The sequence below is a fragment of the Dyella sp. ASV21 genome, from assembly GCF_016428975.1.
Lineage (GTDB): Bacteria > Pseudomonadota > Gammaproteobacteria > Xanthomonadales > Rhodanobacteraceae > Dyella.
Genome location: NZ_JAELTT010000006.1, coordinates 1 through 24,695, shown reverse-complemented (window position 1 = coordinate 24,695; position 24,695 = coordinate 1). Strand labels below are relative to the sequence as shown.

The window sequence follows — 24,695 nt, the reverse complement described above, 5'->3', positions numbered from 1 at the left end:
GTAACGGGCCAGCCGCCCGCGTCGAGGCTTAGCGGATGCCCACGCCGAGACCCAAGCCAAAGCTCACGTTGGACTTGCCGTTCTGCAACTCGGCGGCCGTCCACACATGCGATTGCGCCACGCTCACCAGCGGAAACACGTAGTTGGCCTGCCCCACGTTGCCCGCGCGGTTGCCGGTGAGGCGACCGGCCAGGGTCACCAGCGAACCGGGCGGGTAGTTATAGGGTTCCACATAGCCCGGCATCACCGCGATGAAGCGGCCCCAGCCGCCGTTGTCGTCCACCTTGGGGCGCTGGGAGTTGTCCAACGGGTAGCCGACGATCTCCACTTCGCTGCGGTCGGGCAGGTTGCGTACTTCCACCACGCGACCGCCCCAGATCACATCGGCATTGGCGAACCGCTCCGGGGTTTGCGCCACCATATTGGGCGCCACCGCCACGGTGGTGGGCGAGGGCTTGTAGATCGGTGCCGGTGCACACGCCGCCAGCGCGAGCAGGCTGGCGGGCAGGAGGCCGCGACGCAGAACGGGGGCGAGGCGAATGGACATGGCGGACTCCGGCTTCCGGGTTACGAGATACCCAGCTTAACGGGCCACCCGGGTCGTCGGTAGACACCGGTCGCTGAACGCGTTGTGGGTTCAGCTGGCGGTGTCTTCCACCAGCCAATCCAATCGCCATTGCGCCGGACGATCCTGAGACAGCAGCGTCGTCATGGCGCGCAACGGCTCGCGCAGCACCTCGTCGAGCTTCCACGGCGCATTGAGCACCACCATGCCCGTGCCGTTAAGGCGCAACGGCGAGTCGTCGCTGCGCACCAGCAGCTCGGCACGCAGCACGCGGCGGGCGCCACAGCGCTGGAGCCAGCGATGGAAGGGCTGCACCTGGCTACGCAGCTTGATCGGATACCAGATCGCATACACACCCGTCGGCCAGCGCTCCAGGGCGAGCTTGAGCGTCTGCTCGATCACGCGATACTCCGCCTCCTGCGCTTCGTACGGCGGGTCGATCAACACCAGTCCGCGCTTTTCCTTGGGCGGCAACAGCGCTTTCAGCGCCTCGTAGCCGTTGCGCTGATGCACATGCACGCGGTTGTCGTGATGAAACAGCTCGCGCAGGCGCACGGCTTCTTCCGGATGCAGCTCGCACAACTGTGCGCTGTCGCCTTCGCGCATGGCGCGCGCAGCCTGCAAGGGAGAACCCGGATACAGCTTCAGGCCATGCTCGTTGCCCGGCAGCTTGATAATGCTGTCCAGCCAGCGCCGAAGCAGCGGTGGAAGCGGCGCGGCCTTGCCGTTGGAAGCATGCAGGTCGGGAAACAGCAGCCGCGAGATACCATCCTTGTACTCGCCGGTCTTGCCTGCCTCGGCACTATCGAGCGCATAGCAGCCGCTACCCGCGTGCGTATCGATGAAGGCAAACGGCGTGGGTTTGGCCTGCATTGCCTCGATCAGGGCGAGCTGCACGGTGTGCTTGAGGACGTCGGCGAAGTTGCCGGCGTGATAGGCGTGGCGATAGTTCATGGGGTGCGGGGCCGCGAGATTGGAGGGTGATTATAGGGGGCTGCGGATCAGGTGCTTGTTTTGGGGGGGAGGAAGGACGCGCCCAGGCTTGCGGCGCCCCCGGAGAAGGCAGAGCCTGGGTAGAGAGCGGAACACACCCCGACCCTCACCCGTAACGTGATCCCCGCAGAAGCAGGCAGCCAGTCCAAAAACCACTACTGCTCCATCCGCCAAGCACCAACTCAGCCCACCAGCCCGCGCAAACCCACCTCCAGAGTTGAGCCCCTGACCGCCCACTCGCTATCCTGCCCTCATGACTCGCCCTCTCTTGCGCCACTTTCGCCGTTGCCGCGCCGTGTTCGCGCTGGCGCTGTGTGCGTGGCTGACGTTGGCGAGTGCGGTCTGGGCGCGGTCGTCTGATTGTTGTGCCGCCATGGTGATGGCTGACAGCGTGATGGGCATGCAGCACGGCGTGGATGCGCATCATCACGATGCGGGTCAAACCGCCGCCGATGCGACCGATGGCTGTTGCGCGCACGCATCGCTGTATACGCCCACCGTGTTGGCCCTTGCGCTGCGGCAGGCCGCTCCCACGAGCGCGGTTTGGCGGGTCTATCGCCAAGTGGCGCCTCAGCCCGTCTACGAGCCACCGTTGCGACCACCGGTCGCCTGATTCTCCGTTCGATGGTCATGGCCGATGAGTCGGTCGATGTGACGTGTCCGCGCAACGGATACGGCTGACGGAGCAGTGAAATGAGCATGCAGGATACGCGCGGCTTTCAGCCGTCGCGACGACGTTTCGTACAAGGGTTGGCGCTGGGTGGCGTGGCGGCCGGGCTAGGCCTGTGGCGCGGCGATGCGCTGGCCCAGGCAATCACGCCGCGCGCCGAGCTGAGCGGTACGCATTTTGAGTTGGACATCGGCGAGCTGCCAGTGGATTTCACCGGTCGTCGCCGTATCGCCACGGTAGTCAACGGACAATTGCCGGCGCCGCTTCTGCGTTGGCGCCAGGGCGACACGGTGACCCTGCGCGTGCGCAATCGCCTGCCGGTAACCAGTTCCATTCATTGGCACGGCATGGTGCTGCCCGCCGATATGGATGGTGTGCCTGGCCTGAGTTTCGATGGCATTCCGCCAGGCGGTGAGTATGTCTATCGCTTCACCGTGAACCAGGCGGGCACGTACTGGTATCACAGCCATTCGCGTTTCCAGGAACAGACCGGACTGTATGGCCCCATCGTGGTGGAACCGCGCGGCGGCGAGCGTCATCTGGCCGAACGCGATTACGTGGTCATGCTCAACGACTGGACCGACCTTGACCCGGAAACCATCTACGCCAACCTGAAGAAGCAAGGCGATTACTACAATTATGGCAAGCGCACCGTCGGCGAGTTTCTGCGTGAGACCGGGCGCGATGGCGTATCCCGTACCCTGGCCGAGCGCCGCATGTGGAATCAAATGCGCATGGACCCCACCGACCTGGCGGATGTTTCCGCTACGGCCTATACGTATCTGGTGAACGGGCGCACGCCGGCCGGCAACTGGACCGGTCGGTTCGATGCCGGCGACAGGCTACGCCTGCGCTTTATCAACGGCTCGTCCATGACGTTCTTCGACGTGCGCATTCCCGGCTTGAAGATGACGGTGGTGGCCGCCGATGGCCAGCCGGTGGAACCGGTAAGCGTGGATGAGTTTCGCATTGGCGCGGCCGAGACCTACGACGTGATCGTGCAACCCAGCGCAGACCGCGCCTGGACCATCTTCGCGCAAAGCATGGACCGCACGGGCTATGCGCGCGGCACGCTGGCGCCGCGCGCCGGCATGAATGCGGACGTGCCGCCATTGGACCCCCGGCCGTTGCTGAGCATGGCCGACATGATGGGTGCGATGGATCACGATGGCATGAACCACGGCGGGCATGGCGACATGGCAGGCATGGCGATGGACGCGATGCCCGGCATGCCGGGTATGCCGGTGTCCATGGCGCACGTTACGTCCGCACCGCTCCCGACGGGGCCGGAAGTGGATATGCGTGTGCCCGCGCCGCGCAGCAACCTCGATGATCCGGGCGTGGGCTTGCGCGACAACGGGCGGCGCGTGCTCAGCTATGCCGATCTGCACGCCGTGGATGCGCCGATCTCGCCGCGGGTGGATCGCGAAATCCAGTTGCGTCTCACCGGCAACATGGAGCGCTACCTGTGGTCGTTCGACGCCAAGCGCTATTCCCAGGCCGAGCCGTTGCGATTGCGCCATGGTGAGCACGTGCGCATCGTGTTGAACAACGACAGCATGATGACCCACCCCATTCATCTGCACGGGATGTGGAGCGAACTGGAGGCGCCGGATGGCAGTTTCCAGGTGCGCAAGCACACGGTGATGGTGCAGCCTGCGCAGCGCGTGAGCTATCGGGTCAGTGCCGATGCGCTCGGGCGCTGGGCCTATCACTGCCATCTGCTCTACCACATGGAGGCGGGCATGTTCCGCGAGGTAGTGGTGGCATGAGCACGCGAGCTTATCTGCTGGCCGCCGTTGCCTTGCTGCCGCTGTTGGCATCGGCGCAGAGCGCGCCCATGGACCCCATGCCGGCAATGCACGACATGCAGGAGAGCACCCCAGCGCAATCGCACGAGGCGCCTGTCATGGATCATTCCATGCACGCCACGCAGGCATCGAACACCGATGCGTTGCCACCCAACGAGCATGTACCGCCGCCACCGCCTGCGCAGCCGATGCACACAATGTCGCCGGCGCAGATGGCCGAAGTCATGCAGATGGACGATGCCGCGTCACTGGGCATGCTGCTGTTCGATCGGCTGGAGCGCACGCGTAGCACCCGCGGCGACTACGCCAGCGCGTGGGAGGCACAAGGTGCGTGGGGTGGTCCCATCGATCGGGTGTGGTTGAAGACCGAAGGGGAGCGCGATGCCGGCGGTACCCGGGATGGCCGCATCGAGGCGCTATGGGGCCACGCCTGGACGAGTTTCTGGGATACGCAGTTGGGCATACGCCACGATTTCGGTCAGGGGCCCACGCGTCAGTGGCTGGCGGCCGGCGTGCAGGGGCTGGCGCCCTATGGGTTCGAAACCCAGGCCACGTTTTACCTGGGCGAGCAGGGGCGTACGGCGCTGCGCGTGGAATCGAGCTACGAACTGCTGTTCACGCAGCGGCTGATTCTCGAGCCTCGAGTGGAGTTGAATGTCTACGGCAAGGACGATCCACCGCGTGGCGTGTCCTCCGGGCTATCGGATGCCGAGGCCGGACTGCGCCTGCGCTATGAATTCAGCCGCAAGTTCGCACCGTACGTGGGGGTGAACTGGACGCGCCGCTTCGGAACATCGGCGAGCGCGTCGGGCGAAGCCGAATGGCACGCGCGTGAAACCACCTGGTTGGCCGGCGTGCGTGTGTGGTTCTGAGTCAGGGGCGGCCTGCGCCGCCCCCGTGCGGGCCTCAGTAGGCGACCGTAATGCGCTGGCGACGCGCGTCGTTCTTCTCGATGCGGTCCAGCAGGGCGACGGCATAGTCGGCCACGCTGATGTGGCTCTTGCCGTGGGCATCGACCAGCAACTGGTCGCCGCCCACGCGATAGTGACCGGTGCGCGCACCGTCCTCGATCATCGCGGCGGGGCTGATATAGGTCCACTCCACCGCCGCCTTACTGGCGCGGAACGCATCCAGCGCCTCGCCTTGTACGGTGGCTTCGGTTTTCCATGCGGCGGGGAAGTTCGGATCATCCATCACGCGCACGCCCGGCGCGGTTTCCAGCGAGCCGGCGCCGCCAACCCACAGCAGGCGCGTCACGCCGACTTGGGGCAGGTTGTCCAGCAGCCGCTTGGCATTAGCAGGGATGCTTTCGGGGTTGCTGTCGCGGCGGGGCGACAGGCTGGCCACCACGGCATCGGCGCCGCGCACGGCCTCCAGCCAAGTGTCGGGTTTGGCGACGTCGCCGGTGACCACCGTGAGCTTGGGGTTCTGCGTGGTGAGCCGCGAGGCGTCGCGCACGATGGCGGTCACCTGGTAGCCGCGCGACAGGGCTTCGTCGAGGATGCCGTGGCCGATATGGCCGGTGGCGCCGAAAAGGGCAATCTTCATGGATGGTGCGCTCCAGAGGGATGGGAAGAGGCCGCTTGACCATGACGCGATCGGTGTGAACGCGCCGCGTGGGCGGCCGGCGAAGGGCATGATGCGCCACTGGCGTGTCGCGATAAACGCACCCAAGGGGAATTCACTGTAAAGTTTGAGTTGACAGTGAGGTGCGGCATGGCGGGCGATATCAATCTCAACCGGCTTTCGGTGTTCGTGGCGCTGGTGCGCGCGGGCTCGTTTACGGCGGCGGCTGAAACACTGGGCATGACCAAGGCGATGGTCAGCCAGCACATCGCGCGGCTGGAGCAGGAGCTGGGCGTGACGCTGTTGCTGCGCAGTACGCGACGCATGACGCTGACCGAAGCGGGCGCGGCATTCCACGCCGATTGCGCGCGCATCCTGGAAGAAACCGAAGCGGCCATCGCGCAGGTGGGGCGCAGCCAGGACAAGCCCAGCGGCACGCTGCGCCTTACCGCCACCGGCGATTACGGTACGGCCGTGGTGGCGCCCGCGCTGGCCGATTTCATCCGCCTCAACCCGCAATTGCAGGTCGATCTGGCGCTGGCCGATCACGTCAGCGATCTGATCGCCGAACGCTTCGACCTGGCCATCCGCATGGGGCGGCTGCGCGACTCCAATTTGCGTTCGGCGCGGCTGGACGGCTTTCGGCAACTCGTGGTGGCGGCGCCCTCCTATCTGGCCCGCTACGGCGAGCCGCGCAACCTGCAGGAACTGGCCGCGCTGGATTGGGTAGCGCTGGCGCTGCTGTCCTCGCCGCTGCGCTGGACGTTCACCGCGCCAGATGGCACACGCCGCACGGTACGCATGCGCCAGACCGCGCAAGCCAACAACGTGGCGGCCGCGCATGCGCTGGTCGTCAACGGCGCCGGCGTGAGCATCCTGCCCGACTATCTGGTCACCGAGGACGTGCGCGAAGGGCGGCTGGTGGTGCTGCTGGCGCAATACAGCCTGCCCGAATGCGGTATCTACGCCGTTTATTCAGGGCGCCAGCCGCCGGCCAAGGTGCGCGCTTTTATCGATCACCTGCGCGCGCGCCTCGCCATGGCCGCGCCGTAAACGCTTCAGCCCTGGAAGATAAAGAACAGGTAGGCCACGAACAGGACCAGGTGCACGGCGCCTTGCAATACGTTGGTCTGCCCGCTGGAAAAGGTCACCAGACACAGCGCGAGCGTGAGCACGAACAACACCAGATCCGTGTGCTGAAGACCCAGCACGATCGGATGCGCGGTGAGATGGCTGACGAGCAGGATCGCGGGAATGGTCAGGCCGATGGTGGACAGCACCGAGCCCAGGAAAATGTTCACCGAACGCTGCATGTGATTGCGACGGGCCGCGCGCACCGCACCGATGGCCTCGGGCGTGGCGACCAGAATGGCCATGCTCAGACCCGCCAATGCGGCAGGCTTGCGCAACGTTTCCACCACATAGTCCACCGGGTGGGCGAGCTTCTCGGCGAGATACACCACCGGCACCATATAGGCGAGCAGCAGCATTGCGTGCAGCAGCGTGCGCGTGGCGCTGCGCTGCGCGACGGCGCTGTCGTCGTGCTCATGCGCGACGGCGGAAAAATACGCACGATGCCGCCGCGTCTGCAGGCCGAGAAAGGCCACGTACAAGCCCACCGAGATCACCGCCAGAAAGCTCTCCTGTGCGAGCGAGAGCGTTGGCCCCGGCGTGGTGGTGGTGAAGTCCGGCATCACCAGCGCCAGGATGCCTAGCGGAATCACCACGCCGAGATAAGCATTGGCGCCCTGCAGGTTGTAGTGCTGCTCGCGATGTCGCCAGCCGCCGGAGAGCAGCGACAGCCCCACCATGCCGTTCAAGATGATCATGGTGACCGCGAACAAGGTGTCGCGCGCCAGCGTGGGGTTGTTGTCACCGTGCAGCATGATGGCGGTGATGCTGATCACCTCGATGGCGGTGATCGACAGCGTGAGCACCAGCGTGCCGTACGGTTCGCCGAGCAGGTCGCCCAGGCATTCGGCATGACGCACCACCGACATCGCCGAACCCAGGATCACCGTGAACAGCCATGCGAAGATCAGCGCCAACCACACCGGACGCTCCAGTCCGGCCAGCAGGCGCGAGCCAAACAGCACAAACGCCACCGTGGTGGCCAGGCTGATCGCAAGAAACCACTCGACCTTGAACACGGCCGGCAAACGGCTGGCAGTCATCACTGGCCCCCTCGGCCGGATGGAACACACCGGAACAACCCGCGGAGGACTTTAGCCCTGCGCAGTTCAAGGGTAGGTGTTTTTTCGACCCGGCGAGGCCTATTCGACCAGGCTATGGCTTTCGGCCGTGCCCAGCAGCTCCGGCTGAGAGGGGCGGTTTTGGCGGCGGGTGAGCAGGGGATGCACGAACACGGCAGCCAGGATCACCGCCACGCCGGCGTAGAACCAGCCATCCAGCTCGCGCTGCTCGCCCAGCAGGACAATAGCCAGCACGATCGCGTAGACCGGCTCCAGGTTGGTCACCATCTGGGTGCCGAACGCGCTCATATGGCGCAGCGCCACCAGGGCCAGGGCGAAGGGCAGCAGGGTGCAACCGAAGGCCAGCAGGGTGAGCAGCGCCGCATCATGCAGGCTGGGTAGTACGAAGGCCGGCCCGACATGGGGCAACAGCGGCGCCAGCGCGGTGAGAAAGAGCGTGCCCGTGCCCAGCTCCAGGCAGGTCACCGTGAGCGGGTCGCCGTGTTCCACCAGGCGCTTGTTGAGTGAGCCAAACAAGGCCACCAGCAAGGCGGACAAGGTGCCAACGGCGATGCCTGCGCGCATGTCCACCGGTACGCCGCCCGCCACCATCGCCACGCCGGGCACTACCGCCACGCCGATCAGCAGCTCGCGCGGGTCGAACTTGCGCTTGGCGATCCACGGTTCCACCAGCGACAGAAACACCGGGCCCAGCGCGATGCAGGTGGCGCCCACCGACGCGTTGGCCAGCTTGATCGCCGCGTAAAAAGTGAGCCAGTGCAGTGACACCAGCACGCCGATGCCGGCATAAGCCCAGCGCAGTCGCGCGGGCATCGCCTTGAGGCCGCGCCACACGTTGGGAATGAGCAGCAATGCAGCCGTCACCATCAACATGCGCCACCACACCAGTGGCAGGGCGGGCAGCGTAATGAGTTTGCCGAGAATGGCAGTAAAGCCCCACAGCAGGACGCAGAAGTGAATCTGCCAGCGGGCCTTGATGACGGGTTGCATGGGCGGACATCGGTGGAAAGCGGGGAGCGCTGCATTCTAGCGGCGCAACCCCGCGGGCGCGGAGATTTTGAGCGGGCTCTCAGCGCTTGGCGGCGGGCGTGCCGGCAGGGCTGGCCTTGGCCGGGCTACGCATCTGCTCCAGTACGCCGGCGCAGGCGTTGTCCGGCGCATTCTTGCTGGTGGCGACCAGCGGCAGCAGGGCGGCGACCGGGGCGGCGAATACGCCCAGGGCCAGCGCACCGCCGCCGCGCAGGATCAGCGGCCCCGGTTGCACGCCTACATCCGGGTTCTTGAGCGTGCCCTTGACGTAGAGCGGCGAGCGCAGCGACAGGATGCGCAGGCCCTTGGCGTCCGGGCGCACGTCCAGGTCCAGCCGCTCGTTGGCGAAGTTGACCGAGCCGTTGATGTGGATCACCGCATCCTCGGTGTCGAATACGAACAGGCGCGTCTGAAACACCCCGTTGCTGGCGGCAAGGTCCGAGGCGGCGCAGTTGATCTTTACCGTCTTGTCGCCAAACAGCTTGCCGATGACGATATTGCCCACGTTGAGTCCGGCCGTTTCCAGCAGTGTCTTGCTGATCGCGCCGTCGTTCATCAGCAGCTTCACCTCGCCCGATGCACTGCCCATCAGGTCGCTTACCGAGTTGCCGCGCGCATCCAGCGCTACCTCACCATTGATCTCGCCAAAGCTCGTGCGCATGGGATCGAAGGTGGGAAACAGCTGCTTGAGCTTGAGATGGCGCGCGCCCAGGCGGATCGCACCCGCCATCGGCGCACGGCTGCCATCCAGTGAGAGATGCCCGTTGATCTGGCCACCGGCCAGGTCGAAGGCCAGCGGATCAAGGTGCAGTACGCCGCCATCCATCCCGATACGGGTGGAGAGGGCATCGATGGGCAAGGCCGCGTCGCGCTCGATGTGCGCTGCGCTGAAGTTCACATCGGCATCCATCGCGCGCCAGCGGTCGGTGCGGAACGGTTCCACCGGCAACACCTTGTCGCTGGGCTGCGGTGTGGCATCGCCGCGTTGCTGGCGCGTGGGCGCACTGTCGGCACCGATCAGGGGCGCCAGATCGCTGAAGCGCAGCAGTTGCGAACTCACTTTGCCGCTGAGCTTAGGGCGCGGCGCGCTGGCATCGTAGGCGAGATCGCCGGCCAGGTCGCTGCCGCCGACGCGCCCGCGAAAATCCCGATAGCTGAAATAGCTGTGCCCGCGCTGCAGGTTAGCCTGCAGATGGCCCTCAGTGGCATAAGGCGGGGTATCGGGCAGGGTGACCCCGGTCAGCGGATAGAGCTTGGCCATGCTGCTGCCGGAGAACCACAGGCGGATATCCAGCGCGGCCAGGTGCAAGGGATCGGTGAACGTGCCGACGAAAGCGACGCGCGTATCGCCAAACGCCACCTTGGCCTGCACCGGAAATGGCGTATCGGTCTGCTGCAAGGCCAGCACCGCGCCGATCTTGCCCTGGCCCGTGGCCGGCACGCCCTGGTATTGCCCCTGGGCCTGCCAGGCGAACTGGTAATTGGCGCGGGTGTCGCGCAGTTGTGCCTGCGTGGTGGCCGATGCCTTGGCCAACGCCTTGCCGCCGGCGGCACCTACGGTGTGTCCTGCCTGCTCGCGTGCCTCGGAGGACTGCTCCGCCACGATCTGGTCGTATGGCACCGCCTTCTCCAGCGGCTCCACGGCAATCTGCAACTGCGTCTTGCTGACGGCGTCGTCGAAGGCGATATGTCCGCGATCAAATCCGAGCGCGCCGAGCTGCACCGACCAGGTGGATGGGCCGCCGTTGCTCGCCAGAGAAAGATCCCAGCTGGCGCGACCTTGCGCATCGCGCTCCAGGTCCAGGCGCGGATGGATGAGATACAGCGTGGGAATATCCACGCGATGCACCAGTAGCGGCAGCGGCGCCAGTCGAAAGCGCACCGCGTCCAACTGGGCCAGCTGTGGCTGCTTGGCCCAATCGGGATTGCCGATGGAGACGTCTCGCGCCTCGAACAGCGGCCACGGTATCCACGCGGCCAGGCCGTCGGCGCTGGGTTCGCGCGCCCAGGCCACGCGCAGGTCGCCGTTGATGGCAAACGGACGGCCGATGCTGGCGCTCACGCGCTGGTTGATGGTGGGCTTGAGGCGATTCCAGTCGAACGTCGCCAGTATCACCAGCAATACCACGATCAACAGCAGCACACTGGCCAGCGGTACGTAGACAAACCACGTCAATTTGCTGCGGCGCCCGGCCATCAAGTTCTCCTGCAACGGCCGAGGAACGGGCCAATGGAACAGTCATAGCGGCCGGGGTGGAAAAATTTTGTGGTTATCGCCCTTGCACGCTCAGCGGAAGTTCACGGCTTTCACTCTTCCTCGACACTTCCCGGCGCCTTCCAATAGCCGGTAGCGCGCACCCATTCCTTCGGCACGCCCAGCTCATCGGTGAGGTATTGGCGCATGCGGCGCGCCCGCGATGACTCCGCGGCGATCCACCAGAATGCATCGCCGCGCGGCGCTGGCAGGCGTTCCAAGGCCTGTTCCAGCAGGCGGCTGGCGGCCGGGTCCAGACTGTCGCGCTCCAGCCAGGTCAACTCCACCTGGGCGCGCGAACTCAAGGATTGGCGATCGGCGCTACCGGGAATTTCCACCAGCGCGGTGGCCTGTGCGCCGTAGGGCAGCTCGTCCAGCCAGCGGCCAACAGCGGGCAGGGCGGTTTCATCGCCGATCATCACGTAGTGATCGAAATCGTCGGCCACGATAAACGAGCCGCGTGGACCGCCCGCGCCGATGCGCTGGCCCGGCTGCGCTTGTGCCGCCCAGTTGGCCGCGGGGCCGTCGCCGTGCAAAACGAAGTCGACGGTCAGTTCGTTGAACTCGTCGTCGTAGTGACGGGGCGTGTAATCGCGCATGGGCGACGGTTCCAGCCCTTCGGGAAATTCCAGGCGGCCGTTGCCTGCGGTGGGCAGCACCAGTTGGCCGGCGCTGTTGGGAAAGAACAGCTTGACGTGATCGTCCGGTGAGGCGCTGAGAAAGCCGCGCAAGGCGTTGCCGCCCAATACCACGCGTTGCATGTGCGGCGTCAGGCGCTCCACGCGCAGTACGTCCAGCTCGCGTAGTACCACGGTGTGACGCTGCATCTGATGGGCATGTCGGGTCATGGGGATACTCGATGGGGTCGGGTGTCAGGATTCGGAGGCGTGGGCGATCTCGGCGGCGGCACGCTCCAGCAGGGCCGCCACGCGGCGCGCTTCGGCGCTATTCCATGCCTTGGGGTGCGTGAGCAACGCGTGTTTCACCGCCTCCATGGCGTGGCGCACGGGCGGCGGCACGGTCATCTTGGCGGCCGTGCGGGCGGCATGGCGAGTGCGCAGCCACATGGCCTCCACCGACTCGGCGTGATCGGCCAGGAAGCGTTTGCCGGCAGGCGCCAGTGCATAGCTTTTACGGCCGCCGGGTTCTTCGGTGGCGCGCAACAGGGCCTGTTCTTCCAGCAGGGTAAGCGTGGGATAGATGGCACCCGGGCTTGGCGTGTAATGGCCATGGAACATCTCGGCGATCAGCCGGATCAGCTCATAGCCGTGCCGAGGCTGCTGTTCGATCAGCACCAGCAGTAACAGCCGGAGATCGCCGTGGCCGAGCAGGCGGCCGGTGGAGGACGTGGCGCGCATTGCATAGTCCGATATATCGAAATAAAACGATATATCGAAATTCGGCGCGAGGCAAGTGGCCCCGAACTAACCCGTGGGATCGGGCAGAAAGACAAACGCCGGCGCAGGGCCGGCGTTCGTTGGAGACCCGATGTGGGAACGGATGCTCGTCAGGGCGACGCCTTGGCCTCGCGCACCGGGATATTGATGCTGCACAGGTCGATCTTGCCGGCCGGGTTGCGATAGAAATCGTCGCGGCGGTTGCGCTTGGCATCGATCAGGGCGGCGAAGGTGGCGCTGTCGGTGCGCAGCACTTCGATCTTCGGGCGCTGGGCCGGTGCAAGTTCGGACACCAATTGCGCCGAGCGGATGCTCAGGCGCTGCTCGGGCTTTTCATAGAACCCCAGGGGGCCGGTGCCACGCGGCAGGCCGGAGAGGAACTCCATGCCTTGCAGCACGCGGCCGACCACGGCGAGGTTGCGGTCGAGGCCGCGCGGCGCCTGGCCGATCACGGCGTACAAGGAGCTGCCGTTGCCGGTTTGCGGGTCGATGTCGCGCCCCACGCCCACCATGCCGTAGCAGTGGGTCAACCACGCCTGGCCACTGGCCTTGTCGCGCGCCACCGGGAAACCCTCGGAAAAGCCTACTTCTGGCGCGTACACGTCGCCATCGGGCAGCGCGGTGAAGGGCAGCTTGGCATCCATGGGGCGGGTGTATTCGGGCGGCAAGGTGGCCTTGGCGCTGCCCAGCGGCTTGAGTTTGGCCTTGTCGCCCTTGTCGTCATCCTCCGGGTCGCCCCATTGGGTAACGAAGTTGTCCTGCACGCGCACCACCGCCATGTTGTCGAAATAGTGCTCGCGCACCAGCGTGCGGATGTTGGCGACGTGCAGCGGGGTGAAATCCGGGGCCAGCTCGATCACCACCTTGCCCTGGGGCAGCTGCATCAGCAGCAGGTTCTGCGGGTCGGGCGTGCGCCATTCCTGCGCGCTGGACTTGTCCAGCAGTTCCTTTGGCGTGGGCGTACGGGCCGGGCTGTCGGCATGCAGCGCCGGGGCGCCGAGCAGGGTGAGTCCGAGCAGTGCGGCGGCAAGACGGGTGGGTCGTTCCATGGGCATCCGTTCGAGGCAGTGGAAGCGGCAACTTAGCAGACCCACGACGCGCCTGGCGCGGGCGTATTGGTGGGGCGGGCATCCGGGGCCGGGGTTCTCTACAATGCCGCCCCCGTTTCGCCAAAGCTGTAGCCGCACCCATGGACATCGTCGTCAACGAAGAACTCAAGGCCTATATCGACCCTCTCACCCCGGACGAGCATGAAGCGCTGGAGCGCAGCCTGCTCGCCGAGGGCTGTCGCGACGCGCTGGTGCTGTGGGGCAATATCCTGGTGGATGGGCACAATCGCTACGGCATCTGCAAGAAGCACGACTTGCCCTTCCGCACCGTGCAGAACACCCGCTTCCAGTCGATGGAAGACGTGCACCTGTGGATGATCGAGCAGCATCTGGGCCGTCGCAGCGTGTCCGATTTCCAGCGCGGCGTGCTGGCGCTGCGCAAGCGCGAGATCCTTTCATCGCGCCGCGTGCGGACCAAACAGGAACCCGCTGTGGAAGCAACGCCCGAAGCGGCCGCTTCCGATGTGGCCGAGCCGGTCACGCAGACCGCCGCGCCGGTCGGATCCGGTCGCAAGGAAGCGTTGCCCAGCCGCCAGGAACTCGCGCGCGAGGCACGCCTGAGCAGTAGCCAGGTGATGGCGATCGAAAAGATTCAGAAGCAGGCCGCGCCCGAAGTGGTGGCGGCGGTGAAATCCGGCAGCCTGTCGATCAATGCCGCGGCGGCCGTCGCCACCTTGCCGGAAGAAGAACAGCGCGCCGCCGCCCAGGCAGGCAGCGATGAGCTGAAGCAGGCGGCCAAGCGCGCACGCGAAGCGCGCCGTCGGCCACCCAAGGAATCGCCCGCCGCCGGTGAGGAGACCACGGACGATCTGCCCACCTTGCGCCATCGCGTAACCGAGCTCACCCGCGAGGTGGCGGAACTCAAGGCCGAGAACGAGGCGCTCCAGCAACAGCTGGCGCGCTGGCAGCGTTCGGTCGAGTAAGTCGCACGGCGGCATGCCCGTGCAATGAATACGTATGCAGCCGCTGGTTGCTGCACTGCGATGCTTCCTACCATCGCTCGCACTGTTGCTCGAAAAGGAGCCGCGCGTGGGGAGATCACGCGCGCACCTGCGCGTCACCTCGCGCAGTAGTGGCTCGTTGTTCCACCCGCCAGCCGCGGCAAGGAAGCGCTTCATGGCGTCGATGCTGTTCTACCTGATCGTTCACGAAACAGGATGGAGGCTCAACCCGATGAAGTGCCCGAAGATCCTTGCCGCGTTGCTGGCATGCGCCAGTCTTGCCTGGACAGCGGCAACGCCCGTCCAGGCGGCCATCAACAGCATGAGCCTGGGCGCGAGTTACGACGCGCAGCAGGCCAACATCACCTTTCGTGTCTATTCCTCGCAGGCCACGCGCATGGTGGTGTACCTGTATGCGAGCGGTTACGGCGCGCAGGAGTCGGCCACGTATGTGTTGAGCCCCGCAGGCAATGGCGTATGGGCCGTTACGGTACCGGTGTCGGCGATTCAGGCGGCAGGCATTACCGGCACCGTGTACTACGGGTATCGCGCGTGGGGTCCCAACTGGCCCTATAGCGCGAGCTGGGGCAAGGGTTCGCAAGCCGGTTTCGTGTCCGACGTGGACGCCAACGGCAATCGCTTCAATCCGAACAAGCTCCTGCTCGATCCCTATGCGCAGGAAGTGAGCCAGGACCCGCTCAACCCGTCCAACCAGAACGGCAATGTATTCGCCTCGGGCGCCAGCTATCGCAACATCGACAGCGGTACCTATGCGCCCAAGGGCATCGTGCTGGCGCCGAGCACGCAAAGCACCGGCACCAAGCCTACCCGCGCGCAGAAGGACGATGTCATCTACGAAGTGCATGTGCGCGGCTTCACCCAGCAGGACACCAGCATCCCCGCGCAGTATCGCGGCACGTATTACGGTGCCGGCCTCAAGGCCACCTACCTGGCGAGCCTGGGCGTCACGGCGGTGGAGTTCCTGCCGGTGCAGGAAACCCAGAACGACGCCAACGATGTAGTACCCAACTCGGATGCCAACCAGAACTACTGGGGCTACATGACCGAGAACTACTTCGCCCCCGATCGGCGCTATGCCTACAACAAGTCGCCTGGCGGCCCCACGGCGGAGTTCCAGGCGATGGTGCAGGCATTCCACAACGCCGGTATCAAGGTGTACGTCGACGTGGTCTACAACCACACCGCCGAAGGTGGCACCTGGAGCGGCAGCGACCCGACCACCGCCACCATCTACTCCTGGCGTGGCCTGGACAACGCCACGTATTACGAGCTGGCTTCCGGCAACCAGTATTTCTACGACAACACCGGCATTGGCGCGAACTTCAACACGTACAACGCCGTTGCCCAGAATCTGATCGTCGATTCGCTGGCCTACTGGACCAATACGCTGGGCGTGGATGGTTTTCGTTTCGATCTGGCCTCCGTGCTCGGCAACAGCTGCCTCAATGGTGCCTATACCTCGGCGGCGCCCAATTGCCCCAACGGCGGCTATAACTTCGATGCGGCCGACAGCAATGTCGCCATCAACCGCATCCTGCGCGAGTTCACCGTGCGTCCTGCCGGCGGCGGCAGTGGTGTCGATCTGTTCGCCGAGCCGTGGGCGATTGGCGGCAACTCCTATCAGTTGGGCGGCTTTCCCCAGGGCTGGTCGGAGTGGAATGGCCTGTTCCGCGACAGCCTGCGCCAGGCGCAGAACGCGCTGGGCACCATGACCATTTACATCACCCAGGACGCCAACGACTTCTCCGGCTCGTCCAATCTGTTCCAGGCCAATGGGCGAGCGCCGTGGAACTCGGTCAACTTCATCGATGTGCATGATGGTCTGACCCTCAAGGACGTCTATTCCTGCAACGGCTCAAGCAACAGCCAGGCGTGGCCGTATGGGCCGTCCGATGGCGGTACCAGTACCAACTACAGTTGGGACCAGGGCATGTCGGCGGGCACCGGCACGGCGTTCGATCAGCGCCGCGCGGCGCGCACTGGCATGGCCTTCGAAATGCTCTCGGCGGGCACACCGCTCATGCAAGGTGGCGACGAATACCTGCGCACGCTTCAGTGCAACAACAACGCCTACAACCTCGACTCCACCGCAAATTGGCTCACCAATAGCTGGAGCAGCGATCAGTCCAATTTCTACAACTTTGCGCAGCGTCTGATCGCCTTCCGCAAGGCGCATCCGGCCTTGCGTCCCGCCAGCTGGTATACGACCAGCCAGCTGGCGTGGTACCAGCCCAGCGGGGCGGCCGCCAACAGCAGCTACTGGAACAACACCAGCAACTACGCCATCGCCTACACCATCAACGGTCCCTCGTTAGGCGACGCCAATTCGATCTACGTCGCGTACAACGGCTGGTCGGGGAGTGTCACCTTCACCTTGCCGCCGCCGCCCTCGGGCACCAACTGGTACCGGGTGACGGATACCTGCAACTGGAACGATGGCGCGAACACCTTCGTGACGCCCGGCAACGAAACCTTGATCGGTGGCGGTGGCACGACATATGGCCAATGCGGCCAGTCGTTGCTGTTGTTGATATCGAAGTAATCGCCCATGGCCGCATCCTGTCGTCGCAGCGGCAGGGTGCGGCCGCTCAGTCCAGCGTGCCGGCGCCGAGCTTGTCGTCCTCCATCTGGTTGACCGCGGCGTGCAGCGCCGCCGTCAAGCCGCGAATCACCTCTTCTTTCGCCATGCTGGGCGCATCCCGCAGGCCCGCTGCCTGCTCGGGCAGATACGGAATATGGATAAAGCCCGCGCGCGTGCCTTTGTGCTGGGCGGCCAGGTGCAGCATCAGATACGCCACGTGGTTGCACACGAAGGTGCCGGCAGTATTGGAGATTTCCACCGGCACGCCGGCGGCCTGCACGGCGGCCAGCATGGCCTTGATCGGCAGGTTGCTGAAGTACGCGGCGGGAGCGCCCGGCAGCACCGGTTCATCGATGGGTTGGGCGCCCGCGTTGTCAGGGATGCGGGCGTCCTGCACGTTGATGGCGACACGTTCGATCGACAACCGGCTGCGGCCACCCGCCTGTCCCACACCGAGCAGGATGTCCGGTTCGATATCGCGTACTGCCAGCTCCAGTTCGCGCCGGGCGTCCACGAACGCGGTAGGCAGCAGCCGGGCCGCCACGACATGGTCGCCAATGCGTTGGCCATCGAGCAGGCGCACCGCCTCCCACGACGGATTGATGGTCTCGTTGCCGAACGGGGTAAAGCCAGTCAGTAGAATGCGGGAATGCTTGCGCATAAGTGGGGACCGTGGGGTGATGATCAGCGAAACACCAGTAGCCACATCATGGCGAACGTCGCGATGAAGATGCCTGCCGCGCTCCAGCATTGCGCGCGGATCACGCCGTACGGGTTGCGCAGCTCCAACAGCGCGGCGGGCACCAGGTTGTAATCGGCAGCCATCGGTGTGAGCAGGGTGCCGCAATAGCCGCACAGCATACCCATCGACCCGAGAATGGTCGGGTGTGCGCCGTAGCGCTGCACCAGCAGCGGCAGGCCGATACCGGCCATCATGACCGGAAACGCGGCGAATGCGTTGCCCATGATTACGGTGAAAAGCACCATGCCCAGCGCGAATACCAGCAGGCAGGCAAACGCGCTGCCGCTGGGCAAGATCATGTTGGCGAGCGCCGCCACGGCATGGCCGACGCCGCTTTGCGTGAACACTTCGCCCAGCGCGGCGAGCAGCAAGGGCAACAGCGCGGCCCAGCCGATGGCATCGAGCAGCCGACGGCCCTGGGCCAAGCCCTGCGACAGGGGCTCGCGGGTAACCCATGCGGCGGCCAGGAGGGCGAGGATGCATGCCAGCACCAGGCCGATCAGCGTGGTTTGCGTGGGGGCAAACCACGGTTGTCCACCCCACGCCAGATGCGTGCCGAGCAAGGCGACCAGCAAGGTCACCAAAGGAATGAGCAGGGCAGGCGCAAACAATCGGTGACCCAGCCGTATCGCCGATGCGGTGCGTTGCTCCACGGAGCTGGTTTCGGCATGCGGAAGGCGCCGCAGCTTCGGCGCGAGCAAGGCCAGTGCGATCACGCCTGCGCCGGCCCATTGCGCCGGAACGGAATCGCCAGCCTTTTGTTGGGCGAGTACATAATCGCCACCAGCAAACAGCGTACCGAGCAGCAGCCAGAACGTCGCGCGCCAGTAATGGCCTTCGCGGACATTGCGCACGGCGGCATAGAGCAGGAACGCGGCGATAAGCCAATAGCCGTACTCGATACGCAGCATGGTCAGCGCGCTCCCGCGTGGAGCGCTGCGGCACGCCGTTGCAGGCGGCGCTGATACAGCCAGATGCGCGTCGCGTGGATCAGGAAGGCGGCAATCGCCGTGGGCAAGGCCCATAGCGCGATAGACAGTGGCGTAAGGTCGATGCCGTGCTGCGCGTAGAAGTTCTGGATCAACAGCACAGCACCCATGGCGATGAATACATCCTCGCCAAAGAAACGGCCGATGTTGTCGGTGGCCGCCGCCATGGCACGCAGCTCGTCGCGATCCTCCGCGCTGAGCGTGGGAAGTATTTTCTCTGCCGCCGCCTCACTCATCGGCGCCAGTAGCGGCCGTACCGTTTGCGCATGACCGGCCACGCCGTACAGGCCGACCGTGGCCAGGGTTTCGCGCACCAACAGGTAGCCGATCAACAGGCGTGCGAGTGTGAAGCCGCGCAATCGCGTCATCCAGCGTTGGGCATGTTCGCGCAGGCCGGCGTGTTCCAGCAGGCCGATGGCGGGGAGCGTCAGGACGAACAACAGTAAGATGCGGCTGGAAACAAAGCTTTTGCCGAGCAGGGCAAGCAGGTCAGTGACCGGAAGGCCGGCAAGGAGACCGCTGGCCAAGGCGGCGCACACGACGACCGGTACGGCGTTAAAACGCAGGGCAAAGCCGATCACGATCACCGCCACGCCGAGCAACGGCCAGTAATTCATGCGGCATCCCCCGGGGCGGAAACGCCAATGCCCACGGCCTCCAGTGCCGCGCGCAGGTTGCGCGCAAAGGCCACGGCGTGCGCGCCATCGCCGTGTACGCACAAGGTGTCGGCCACCAATTCGATGACTTCGCCATCCACGGCGCGCACCTTGCCTTCGCGCGCCATGGCCATGGCCTGGGCGATGGCCTGGTCGCTCTCCGTGATGACGGCGCCGGGCTCGCGCCGCGGTTGCAGCGAGCCATCGGCGCGATAGCCGCGATCGGCGAAGGCTTCCGACGCCACTGGCAAGCCAGCTGCGCGTCCCGCGTCGAGCAGGGCCGAGCCGGCCAACCCAAACAGGCGCAGGGTGGGGTCGACATCGCGTACAGCGGCAGCGATGGCGTCGGCCAGCACGCGATCGCGTGAGGCCATGTTGTATAACGCGCCGTGGGGCTTGACGTGCCGCAGGCGTGCACCGGCCGCCTGCGCAAAGCCGTGCAGGGCGCCGATCTGATAGAGCGTCATCGCGTACACCTCGTTGGGTGTCACTGCCATTTCGCGACGACCGAAGCCTTGCAGGTCGGGGAGCGAGACGTGCGCGCCGATGGCAACCTTATGCGCCAGTGCCAGCGCTACCGTGCGCCGCATCATGTCCGGATCGCCGGCATGAAAACCGCAGGCGATGTTGGCCGAGCTGACGACTGCGAGCAGTGCCTCGTCATCGCCCATGCGCCAGGCGCCAAACGATTCGCCCAGGTCGCTATTGATATCGATGGTTTTGGTGGCGGGTGCGGTCATGCGTGTTCCAGTCGTTGCGCGATGGCATGGAGCAAGCGTTGCAGACGTCGCTGGCGGCGCGCCAGTCGGGCAACCGCCTCTTCCAGCGTGGTCTCGACGAAGCATACGGCATGGCCTGGGCGGCGCTGCGCCAGTCGCGCCAAGTCCACCGCGGCGATCTGGCCGATACGCGGATAGCCACCTGTCACCGGCGCCTCCACTTGCAGCGCAATGGGCTGTCCGGACGGCGGCAATTGCAGCGTGCCCGGCAAGGTCGCTTCGGAAATCAGTTCCAGCGGTGCACGCAAGGCAAGGCGCGGACCATCCAGGCGACTGGCCGTGCGGTTACTGTCGGTGCTCACCACGAAGCGATCCTGGAAGAGCCTTTGTTGCGAATCTTCATTCAGCGCGGCGAAGTGATGACCGCGCAGCAGTGCGATGGGCGAGGCGTGGAAATCGAACCAGGGCTGCGGGTCCAAGCTCCAGGCCAGTGGCGACGGCGTGTGCACGCGCGTCAGCACCGGCCCGGATTCACCCACGGCAAGGCGATCGCCCGCGCTGAGCGGGCGCCCTTGATGAGGGCCGATGCGCGCGTGCAGATCCGTGCTGCGGCTACCGAGCACCGGCTCCGCCATAAAGCCGCCGCGGATCGCCAGGTAAGCGCGGCAGCCCTGCGCCATGGCGCCGAGCTGCAGCACGCTGCCTGCGGGAAGCACGCAGCGCGTCCAGCCGGGCAGGCGCATGCCATCCACACGCGCATCCACGGGCGCACCAGTGAGTGCGATGACCGCCGCGCGCTCAAAGCGCAGGGTGGGACCGATCAGGGTAAGTTCGAGCGCGGCCTCATCGCCCCGATTACCTGCCAGCGCATTGGCCAGTCGCCAGGCGGGCACATCGATGGCGCCCGCGCGGCCGACGCCCAGCGCGGCATAACCGGGCCGGCCGCCATCCTGCAAACTGGTCAACAAGCCGGGCTTGAGCACCGATACGCTCATCGATCGGCCTCCGGCATCGCGCTCAGGCGTGCGAACTCGGCTTGATCGATGGCGCGAAAGCGCACGCCATCGCCAGGACACAGGCGTGCGGGTGACTCGGCACGCATATCGAATAGCGACAGCGGCGTGCGCCCGATCACCTGCCAGCCACCGGGCAGTGCTTGCGGATAGACGCCGGTCTGTTGACCGCCGATGGCTACGCTGCCGGCCGGTACGCTCAGGCGCGGCTTGGCCCGGCGGGGTGAGGCCAGCGCAGGGTCCAGCCCCAGCAGATAAGGAAAGCCCGGTGCAAAGCCGAGCATCGCCACGCGATACCTGCCGGCGCAGTGGCGCGCAACGACCTCGGCCTCGCTGAGCCCGGCGTAGCTTGCCACGGTGGCCAGATCCGGCCCGCAGTCGCCGCCATACAGCACGGGAAGCTCCACCTCGCGCGGGTTTTCCTGCACCGGTACCGGCATCTGCAAGACGGCCCGCACCGCTTCGGCGACCCGCTGCCAGGAGCTGGCGTGCGCAGTGGGCTCCCACTGGGCAGGCTCAAAACGCAACAGCAGGCTGGCGTACGCGGGCACGCATTCGACCCCGTGCAGCTGATGTCGCAGCAGCGCCGCCGCCGCGTGCACCCGGGCATTGAGCGCGGCATCGATGACCTCGCCAAAGCGCAACAGCAGCGCGTCTTCCGCCAGCGGCTCCCATGGGGGCATCGGCGAGGGCGAGATCAAGCCGCGCACTCCGGTGAGGCGCGGCGGTGAGTCAGGGCGGCAACAGCGACATGCATGTGGAGCGATCGTTTCGGCGGTGGCCGCATCATCATGCACCCAGGCCATCGCGCGCTTCCAGCCGGCCGTGCGAAGATCGCCCGACTGTCGCCGGGCACCCGTGAGTGGCGCGCCTCCGGCCAAGACAGGGCAGTGCCGACGAGGTCATGGACCGATAACGAGGGGGAACGTATGCGCGCGAGCAAAGGGGCGCTGGAGAACACGCCAGTACCGATCAAGATCAAGCTCTCGGCCCTGTGGGCCAGCCTGATGTTTTGCTACATCTATGGCGATTATTTCGGGCTGTACCGGCCCGGTACCCTGAAAAGCATGCTCGATGGGCAAATGGGGCCGCTGGGCCCGACGACGCAAGGCGTGCTGCTGGCCACGGCGTTGTTGATGGCGGTGCCCAGCCTGATGGTGATCTTGTGCCTGGTGCTGCCGCCCGCGATCAATCGTATCGCCAATATCGTGCTGGGCCTGGCCTATGCGGCCATCATGCTGATGTCCATGCCCGGCGCCTGGCATTTCTATCTGGTTCTGGGGTGCATCGAAGTGGCGCTCTCGCTGTTGACCGTTTGGTACGCGCTGCGCTGGCCGCGACAGCCGGCCTTGTAAAGCACGTCCAGTTCGAGTCGATATTCATTTCGCGGGGGAAGCGTGGCGCCTATGAACGAGCTGTTTCTCGAATGGCCGATCGGGTGGATGAGCCTGATCGTACTAGTAGCCATGGTGATCGCCAGCGAAGCGGGTTGGCTGCTGAGCAAGCGCCTGAGTCGCCGGGCGTCGAGCGGCGAGGAGGGCGATGAATTTTCCCTCACCGCCGTGCTCGGCCTGTTGGCCCTGCTGATTGGCTTCACTTTCTCCCTGTCGCTGCAGCGTTACGACGAACGGCGCACGCTGGTGGTGAAGGAAGCCAACGCCATCGGGACCACGTGGCTACGCATGGATCTGCTGGATCCGGAGCCACGCGACAACCTGCGTGCGCTGCTCAAGCAGTACGTGGGGCTGCGCGTCCAGTACGGCCTGGCCGACACCGCCAAGGCGGAGCAAGAGGCCGCCGCGACGAGCGAGAAGGTGCAGCTGGAAATCTGGAAGCAGACCAGCGAGGCGGTTTACCCCCATCGAACCACCGCCCTGGCGCAACTGCTGGTCAGCACGACCAACGACATGATCGATGTTGCCGGGGAGCGAGCCGCCTCGCGCAGCTCGCACGTTCCTGCGCGGTTGATGTGGGCGCTGCTGCTGTATTGCATCGTGGCCGCGGGTCTCACCGGATACCAACGTGGGCGTTATCGCGTGGCATCGCTGCTGGTATTTGTATTGGTGGTGCTGTCGCTCTCCATCATCGTGGACCTCGATCGCCCCTCCAATGGCGGCATACGCGTATCGCAACAGCCGCTGGTCGAGCTGTTGCACAGCATGGATTGACGCCCTCGCTGTCGCCGTCGCACTCACCACGCCGACGCATTGGCGGGTGCTGCGGCTACTGTCGAGATGCTGCTGGACGACGCAACCTTGGCTCCGAGTATTTCGGTCGGACGTTCGGGCATGGGCAAGCGAGTATGGAGGCTGACGAGCGCGCTTGTGCTCGGTCTGGTGGCATTGGGAGCGCTGTTGTTGGAGCGTACCTGGACACCATCACCCTTGCCCGCGCCGGTCGATACGATGCCCATTGCGCCACTGGCACTGGAAGCGCCCGCCGTGCTGCGACGCCTGGCCGGCGCGGTGCGGCTGCCCACGGTTTCCACCAGCGATGCGCCGCCGCCGATCGAGCAATTGCGGGCGTTCCATGCCTATCTGGCCCAGCAATTCCCACGCGTCCATAACGATCTGGTACTGGAAGAGGTGGGACACGGCGCGTTGCTGTTTACCTGGAAGGGAAGCGACGCGACGCAGACGCCGATCATCTTCTCCGCCCATCAGGATACGGTGCCGGTGGACCCGGAGACGCGTGCGCGCTGGCTACATGACCCTTGGTCGGGCGAGATATCGGACGGCGTGTTGTGGGGGCGCGGCGCGCTGGACGACAAAGCCAGTCTCGTTTCCATTCTGGAGGCCGCCGAGCAATTGCTGCAGCAGGGCTTTGTGCCGCGCCGCACCATCTACTTTGCGTTCGGCAGTGACGAAGAGCGTGGGGGCCAGCAAGGGGCGAAAGCGATCGCTCAATTGCTGCAGCAACGCGGCGTGCATGCCGGGCTGGTGCTGGATGAAGGCGGCGCGATCACCCGCGAACTGTTGCCGGGAGTCCCCGGTGAGTTCGCCGTGGTTGGTGTCGCGGAAAAGGGCTTCGCTACGGTCAGGCTTACCGTGCTGGCCGCAGGCGGTCACTCCTCGCAGCCAAGTGAAGAATCGGCGATCGGCATTCTCAGTCGCGCCATGGTGAAGCTGGAGGTGAACCAGTTCCCGGCGCGGGTCACTCCCGCCGCCAAGGCCATGCTCGATGCCGTGGCGCCCTTGCTTCCATTTCGTCGGCGGATGCTGGTGCGCAACCGCTGGCTGTTCGAGCCGATGCTGATCAACGAGCTGGCGCGGACCCCCGCGGGCAATGCCCTGGTGCGCACCACCACCGCCGAAACGACCTTCCAGGCCGGCGTGAATGACAACATGTTGCCCTCCATGGCCACTGGCACGGTGAACTACCGAATCTTGCCGGGAGAAAGCGTGGGCGATGTGCTCGCCCATGTAC

At 65.5% G+C, this 24,695-nt stretch carries 24 protein-coding genes; 9 read left to right on the top strand and 15 right to left on the bottom strand.

Translation table 11 applies throughout. The features are described 5' to 3' along the window. Positions 1–28: 28 nt before the first annotated feature. Together JHD67_RS03500 and rlmJ are read right to left on the bottom strand one after the other, a co-directional pair. Positions 29–547, bottom strand: coding sequence for a Slp family lipoprotein (locus JHD67_RS03500; RefSeq protein ID WP_199097348.1), 519 nt, complete (start codon positions 545–547; stop codon positions 29–31). Between the two features lie 90 nt (positions 548–637). Next, positions 638–1,519 carry a 23S rRNA (adenine(2030)-N(6))-methyltransferase RlmJ gene (gene rlmJ / locus JHD67_RS03495; protein WP_199097346.1) on the bottom strand — a complete coding sequence of 294 codons (882 nt, stop codon included), beginning with the start codon at positions 1,517–1,519 and terminating at the stop codon, positions 638–640. Positions 1,520–1,811: 292 nt separating this feature from the next. On the opposite strand from rlmJ, the gene JHD67_RS03490 reads away from it, so the two are divergent. The 3 genes from JHD67_RS03490 to JHD67_RS03480 all read left to right on the top strand — a co-directional run bounded on the left by JHD67_RS03490 (position 1,812) and on the right by JHD67_RS03480 (position 4,911). Further along, positions 1,812–2,171, top strand: a complete 360-nt coding sequence (locus tag JHD67_RS03490) for a hypothetical protein (protein ID WP_199097344.1) — start codon at positions 1,812–1,814, stop codon at positions 2,169–2,171. Between the two features lie 80 nt (positions 2,172–2,251). Continuing rightward, a complete protein-coding gene (locus JHD67_RS03485; RefSeq protein ID WP_199097342.1) occupies positions 2,252–4,000 on the top strand; it encodes a copper resistance system multicopper oxidase in 1,749 nt (582 codons plus the stop codon). Continuing rightward, complete coding sequence (locus tag JHD67_RS03480; protein WP_199097340.1) at positions 3,997–4,911, top strand: copper resistance protein B; 915 nt, start codon at positions 3,997–3,999, stop codon at positions 4,909–4,911. The genes JHD67_RS03485 and JHD67_RS03480 overlap by 4 nt, the downstream gene beginning before the upstream one ends. Positions 4,912–4,945: 34 nt before the next feature. Here the strand turns inward: JHD67_RS03480 and JHD67_RS03475 are convergent, their stop codons facing one another. Then, on the bottom strand, positions 4,946–5,587 hold the full coding sequence (locus JHD67_RS03475; RefSeq protein ID WP_199097338.1) for an NAD(P)-dependent oxidoreductase: 642 nt from the start codon (positions 5,585–5,587) through the stop codon (positions 4,946–4,948). A gap of 168 nt (positions 5,588–5,755) precedes the next feature. On the opposite strand from JHD67_RS03475, the gene JHD67_RS03470 reads away from it, so the two are divergent. Beyond that, a complete protein-coding gene (locus JHD67_RS03470) occupies positions 5,756–6,658 on the top strand; it encodes a LysR family transcriptional regulator (protein WP_199097336.1) in 903 nt (300 codons plus the stop codon). A gap of 5 nt (positions 6,659–6,663) precedes the next feature. On the opposite strand, the gene JHD67_RS03465 is transcribed toward JHD67_RS03470, so the two are convergent. The 6 genes from JHD67_RS03465 to JHD67_RS03440 all read right to left on the bottom strand — a co-directional run bounded on the left by JHD67_RS03465 (position 6,664) and on the right by JHD67_RS03440 (position 13,547). Then, positions 6,664–7,779, bottom strand: coding sequence for a calcium:proton antiporter (locus tag JHD67_RS03465; protein ID WP_199097334.1), 1,116 nt, complete (start codon positions 7,777–7,779; stop codon positions 6,664–6,666). Between the two features lie 99 nt (positions 7,780–7,878). Further along, positions 7,879–8,808 (bottom strand): DMT family transporter, encoded by a 930-nt coding sequence (locus JHD67_RS03460; RefSeq protein WP_199097333.1) that lies wholly within the window; start codon positions 8,806–8,808, stop codon positions 7,879–7,881. Positions 8,809–8,887: 79 nt separating this feature from the next. Beyond that, positions 8,888–11,044 (bottom strand): AsmA family protein, encoded by a 2,157-nt coding sequence (locus JHD67_RS03455; protein WP_199097331.1) that lies wholly within the window; start codon positions 11,042–11,044, stop codon positions 8,888–8,890. Between the two features lie 110 nt (positions 11,045–11,154). After that, positions 11,155–11,949, bottom strand: coding sequence for a siderophore-interacting protein (locus JHD67_RS03450; protein ID WP_199097329.1), 795 nt, complete (start codon positions 11,947–11,949; stop codon positions 11,155–11,157). A 24-nt stretch (positions 11,950–11,973) separates the two neighbouring features. Then, positions 11,974–12,459: a PadR family transcriptional regulator gene (locus JHD67_RS03445; RefSeq protein WP_199097327.1), complete on the bottom strand. Its 486-nt coding sequence runs from the start codon at positions 12,457–12,459 to the stop codon at positions 11,974–11,976. Positions 12,460–12,608: 149 nt separating this feature from the next. Then, entirely contained in the window at positions 12,609–13,547 is a 939-nt protein-coding gene (locus tag JHD67_RS03440; protein WP_199097325.1) for a peptidylprolyl isomerase, read from the bottom strand. 140 nt (positions 13,548–13,687) lie between these two features. On the opposite strand from JHD67_RS03440, the gene JHD67_RS03435 reads away from it, so the two are divergent. Continuing rightward, positions 13,688–14,530 (top strand): plasmid replication/partition related protein, encoded by an 843-nt coding sequence (locus JHD67_RS03435; RefSeq protein WP_199097323.1) that lies wholly within the window; start codon positions 13,688–13,690, stop codon positions 14,528–14,530. Between the two features lie 106 nt (positions 14,531–14,636). Further along, positions 14,637–17,111, top strand: coding sequence for an isoamylase (locus JHD67_RS03430; protein WP_199097321.1), 2,475 nt, complete (start codon positions 14,637–14,639; stop codon positions 17,109–17,111). A 46-nt stretch (positions 17,112–17,157) separates the two neighbouring features. Here the strand turns inward: JHD67_RS03430 and pcp are convergent, their stop codons facing one another. Genes pcp through pxpB form a run of 6 tightly spaced genes read right to left on the bottom strand, consistent with a single transcriptional unit; the run spans position 17,158 to position 22,075 of the window. Next, positions 17,158–17,811, bottom strand: coding sequence for a pyroglutamyl-peptidase I (pcp, locus tag JHD67_RS03425; RefSeq protein ID WP_199097319.1), 654 nt, complete (start codon positions 17,809–17,811; stop codon positions 17,158–17,160). Between the two features lie 23 nt (positions 17,812–17,834). Next, complete coding sequence (locus tag JHD67_RS03420; RefSeq protein ID WP_199097317.1) at positions 17,835–18,803, bottom strand: DUF979 family protein; 969 nt, start codon at positions 18,801–18,803, stop codon at positions 17,835–17,837. A gap of 2 nt (positions 18,804–18,805) precedes the next feature. Beyond that, positions 18,806–19,498 carry a DUF969 domain-containing protein gene (locus JHD67_RS03415; protein WP_199097315.1) on the bottom strand — a complete coding sequence of 231 codons (693 nt, stop codon included), beginning with the start codon at positions 19,496–19,498 and terminating at the stop codon, positions 18,806–18,808. Then, on the bottom strand, positions 19,495–20,277 hold the full coding sequence (locus JHD67_RS03410) for a 5-oxoprolinase subunit PxpA (protein ID WP_199097314.1): 783 nt from the start codon (positions 20,275–20,277) through the stop codon (positions 19,495–19,497). The genes JHD67_RS03415 and JHD67_RS03410 overlap by 4 nt, the downstream gene beginning before the upstream one ends. Further along, positions 20,274–21,251 (bottom strand): biotin-dependent carboxyltransferase family protein, encoded by a 978-nt coding sequence (locus tag JHD67_RS03405; protein ID WP_199097312.1) that lies wholly within the window; start codon positions 21,249–21,251, stop codon positions 20,274–20,276. Before JHD67_RS03405 ends, JHD67_RS03410 begins: the two co-directional genes overlap by 4 nt. Beyond that, entirely contained in the window at positions 21,248–22,075 is an 828-nt protein-coding gene (gene pxpB, locus JHD67_RS03400) for a 5-oxoprolinase subunit PxpB (protein ID WP_233171607.1), read from the bottom strand. Before pxpB ends, JHD67_RS03405 begins: the two co-directional genes overlap by 4 nt. A gap of 123 nt (positions 22,076–22,198) precedes the next feature. Here pxpB and JHD67_RS03395 point away from each other — a divergent pair, with 123 nt between their 5' ends. The 3 genes from JHD67_RS03395 to JHD67_RS03385 form a co-directional block, all read left to right on the top strand. Continuing rightward, on the top strand, positions 22,199–22,624 hold the full coding sequence (locus tag JHD67_RS03395; RefSeq protein WP_199097310.1) for a DUF6326 family protein: 426 nt from the start codon (positions 22,199–22,201) through the stop codon (positions 22,622–22,624). 51 nt (positions 22,625–22,675) lie between these two features. Next, positions 22,676–23,437, top strand: a complete 762-nt coding sequence (locus JHD67_RS03390) for a hypothetical protein (protein ID WP_199097308.1) — start codon at positions 22,676–22,678, stop codon at positions 23,435–23,437. Positions 23,438–23,557: 120 nt separating this feature from the next. Continuing rightward, positions 23,558–24,695: M20/M25/M40 family metallo-hydrolase (locus JHD67_RS03385; RefSeq protein WP_199097306.1), on the top strand; the 1,138-nt coding region annotated here is incomplete at its 3' end.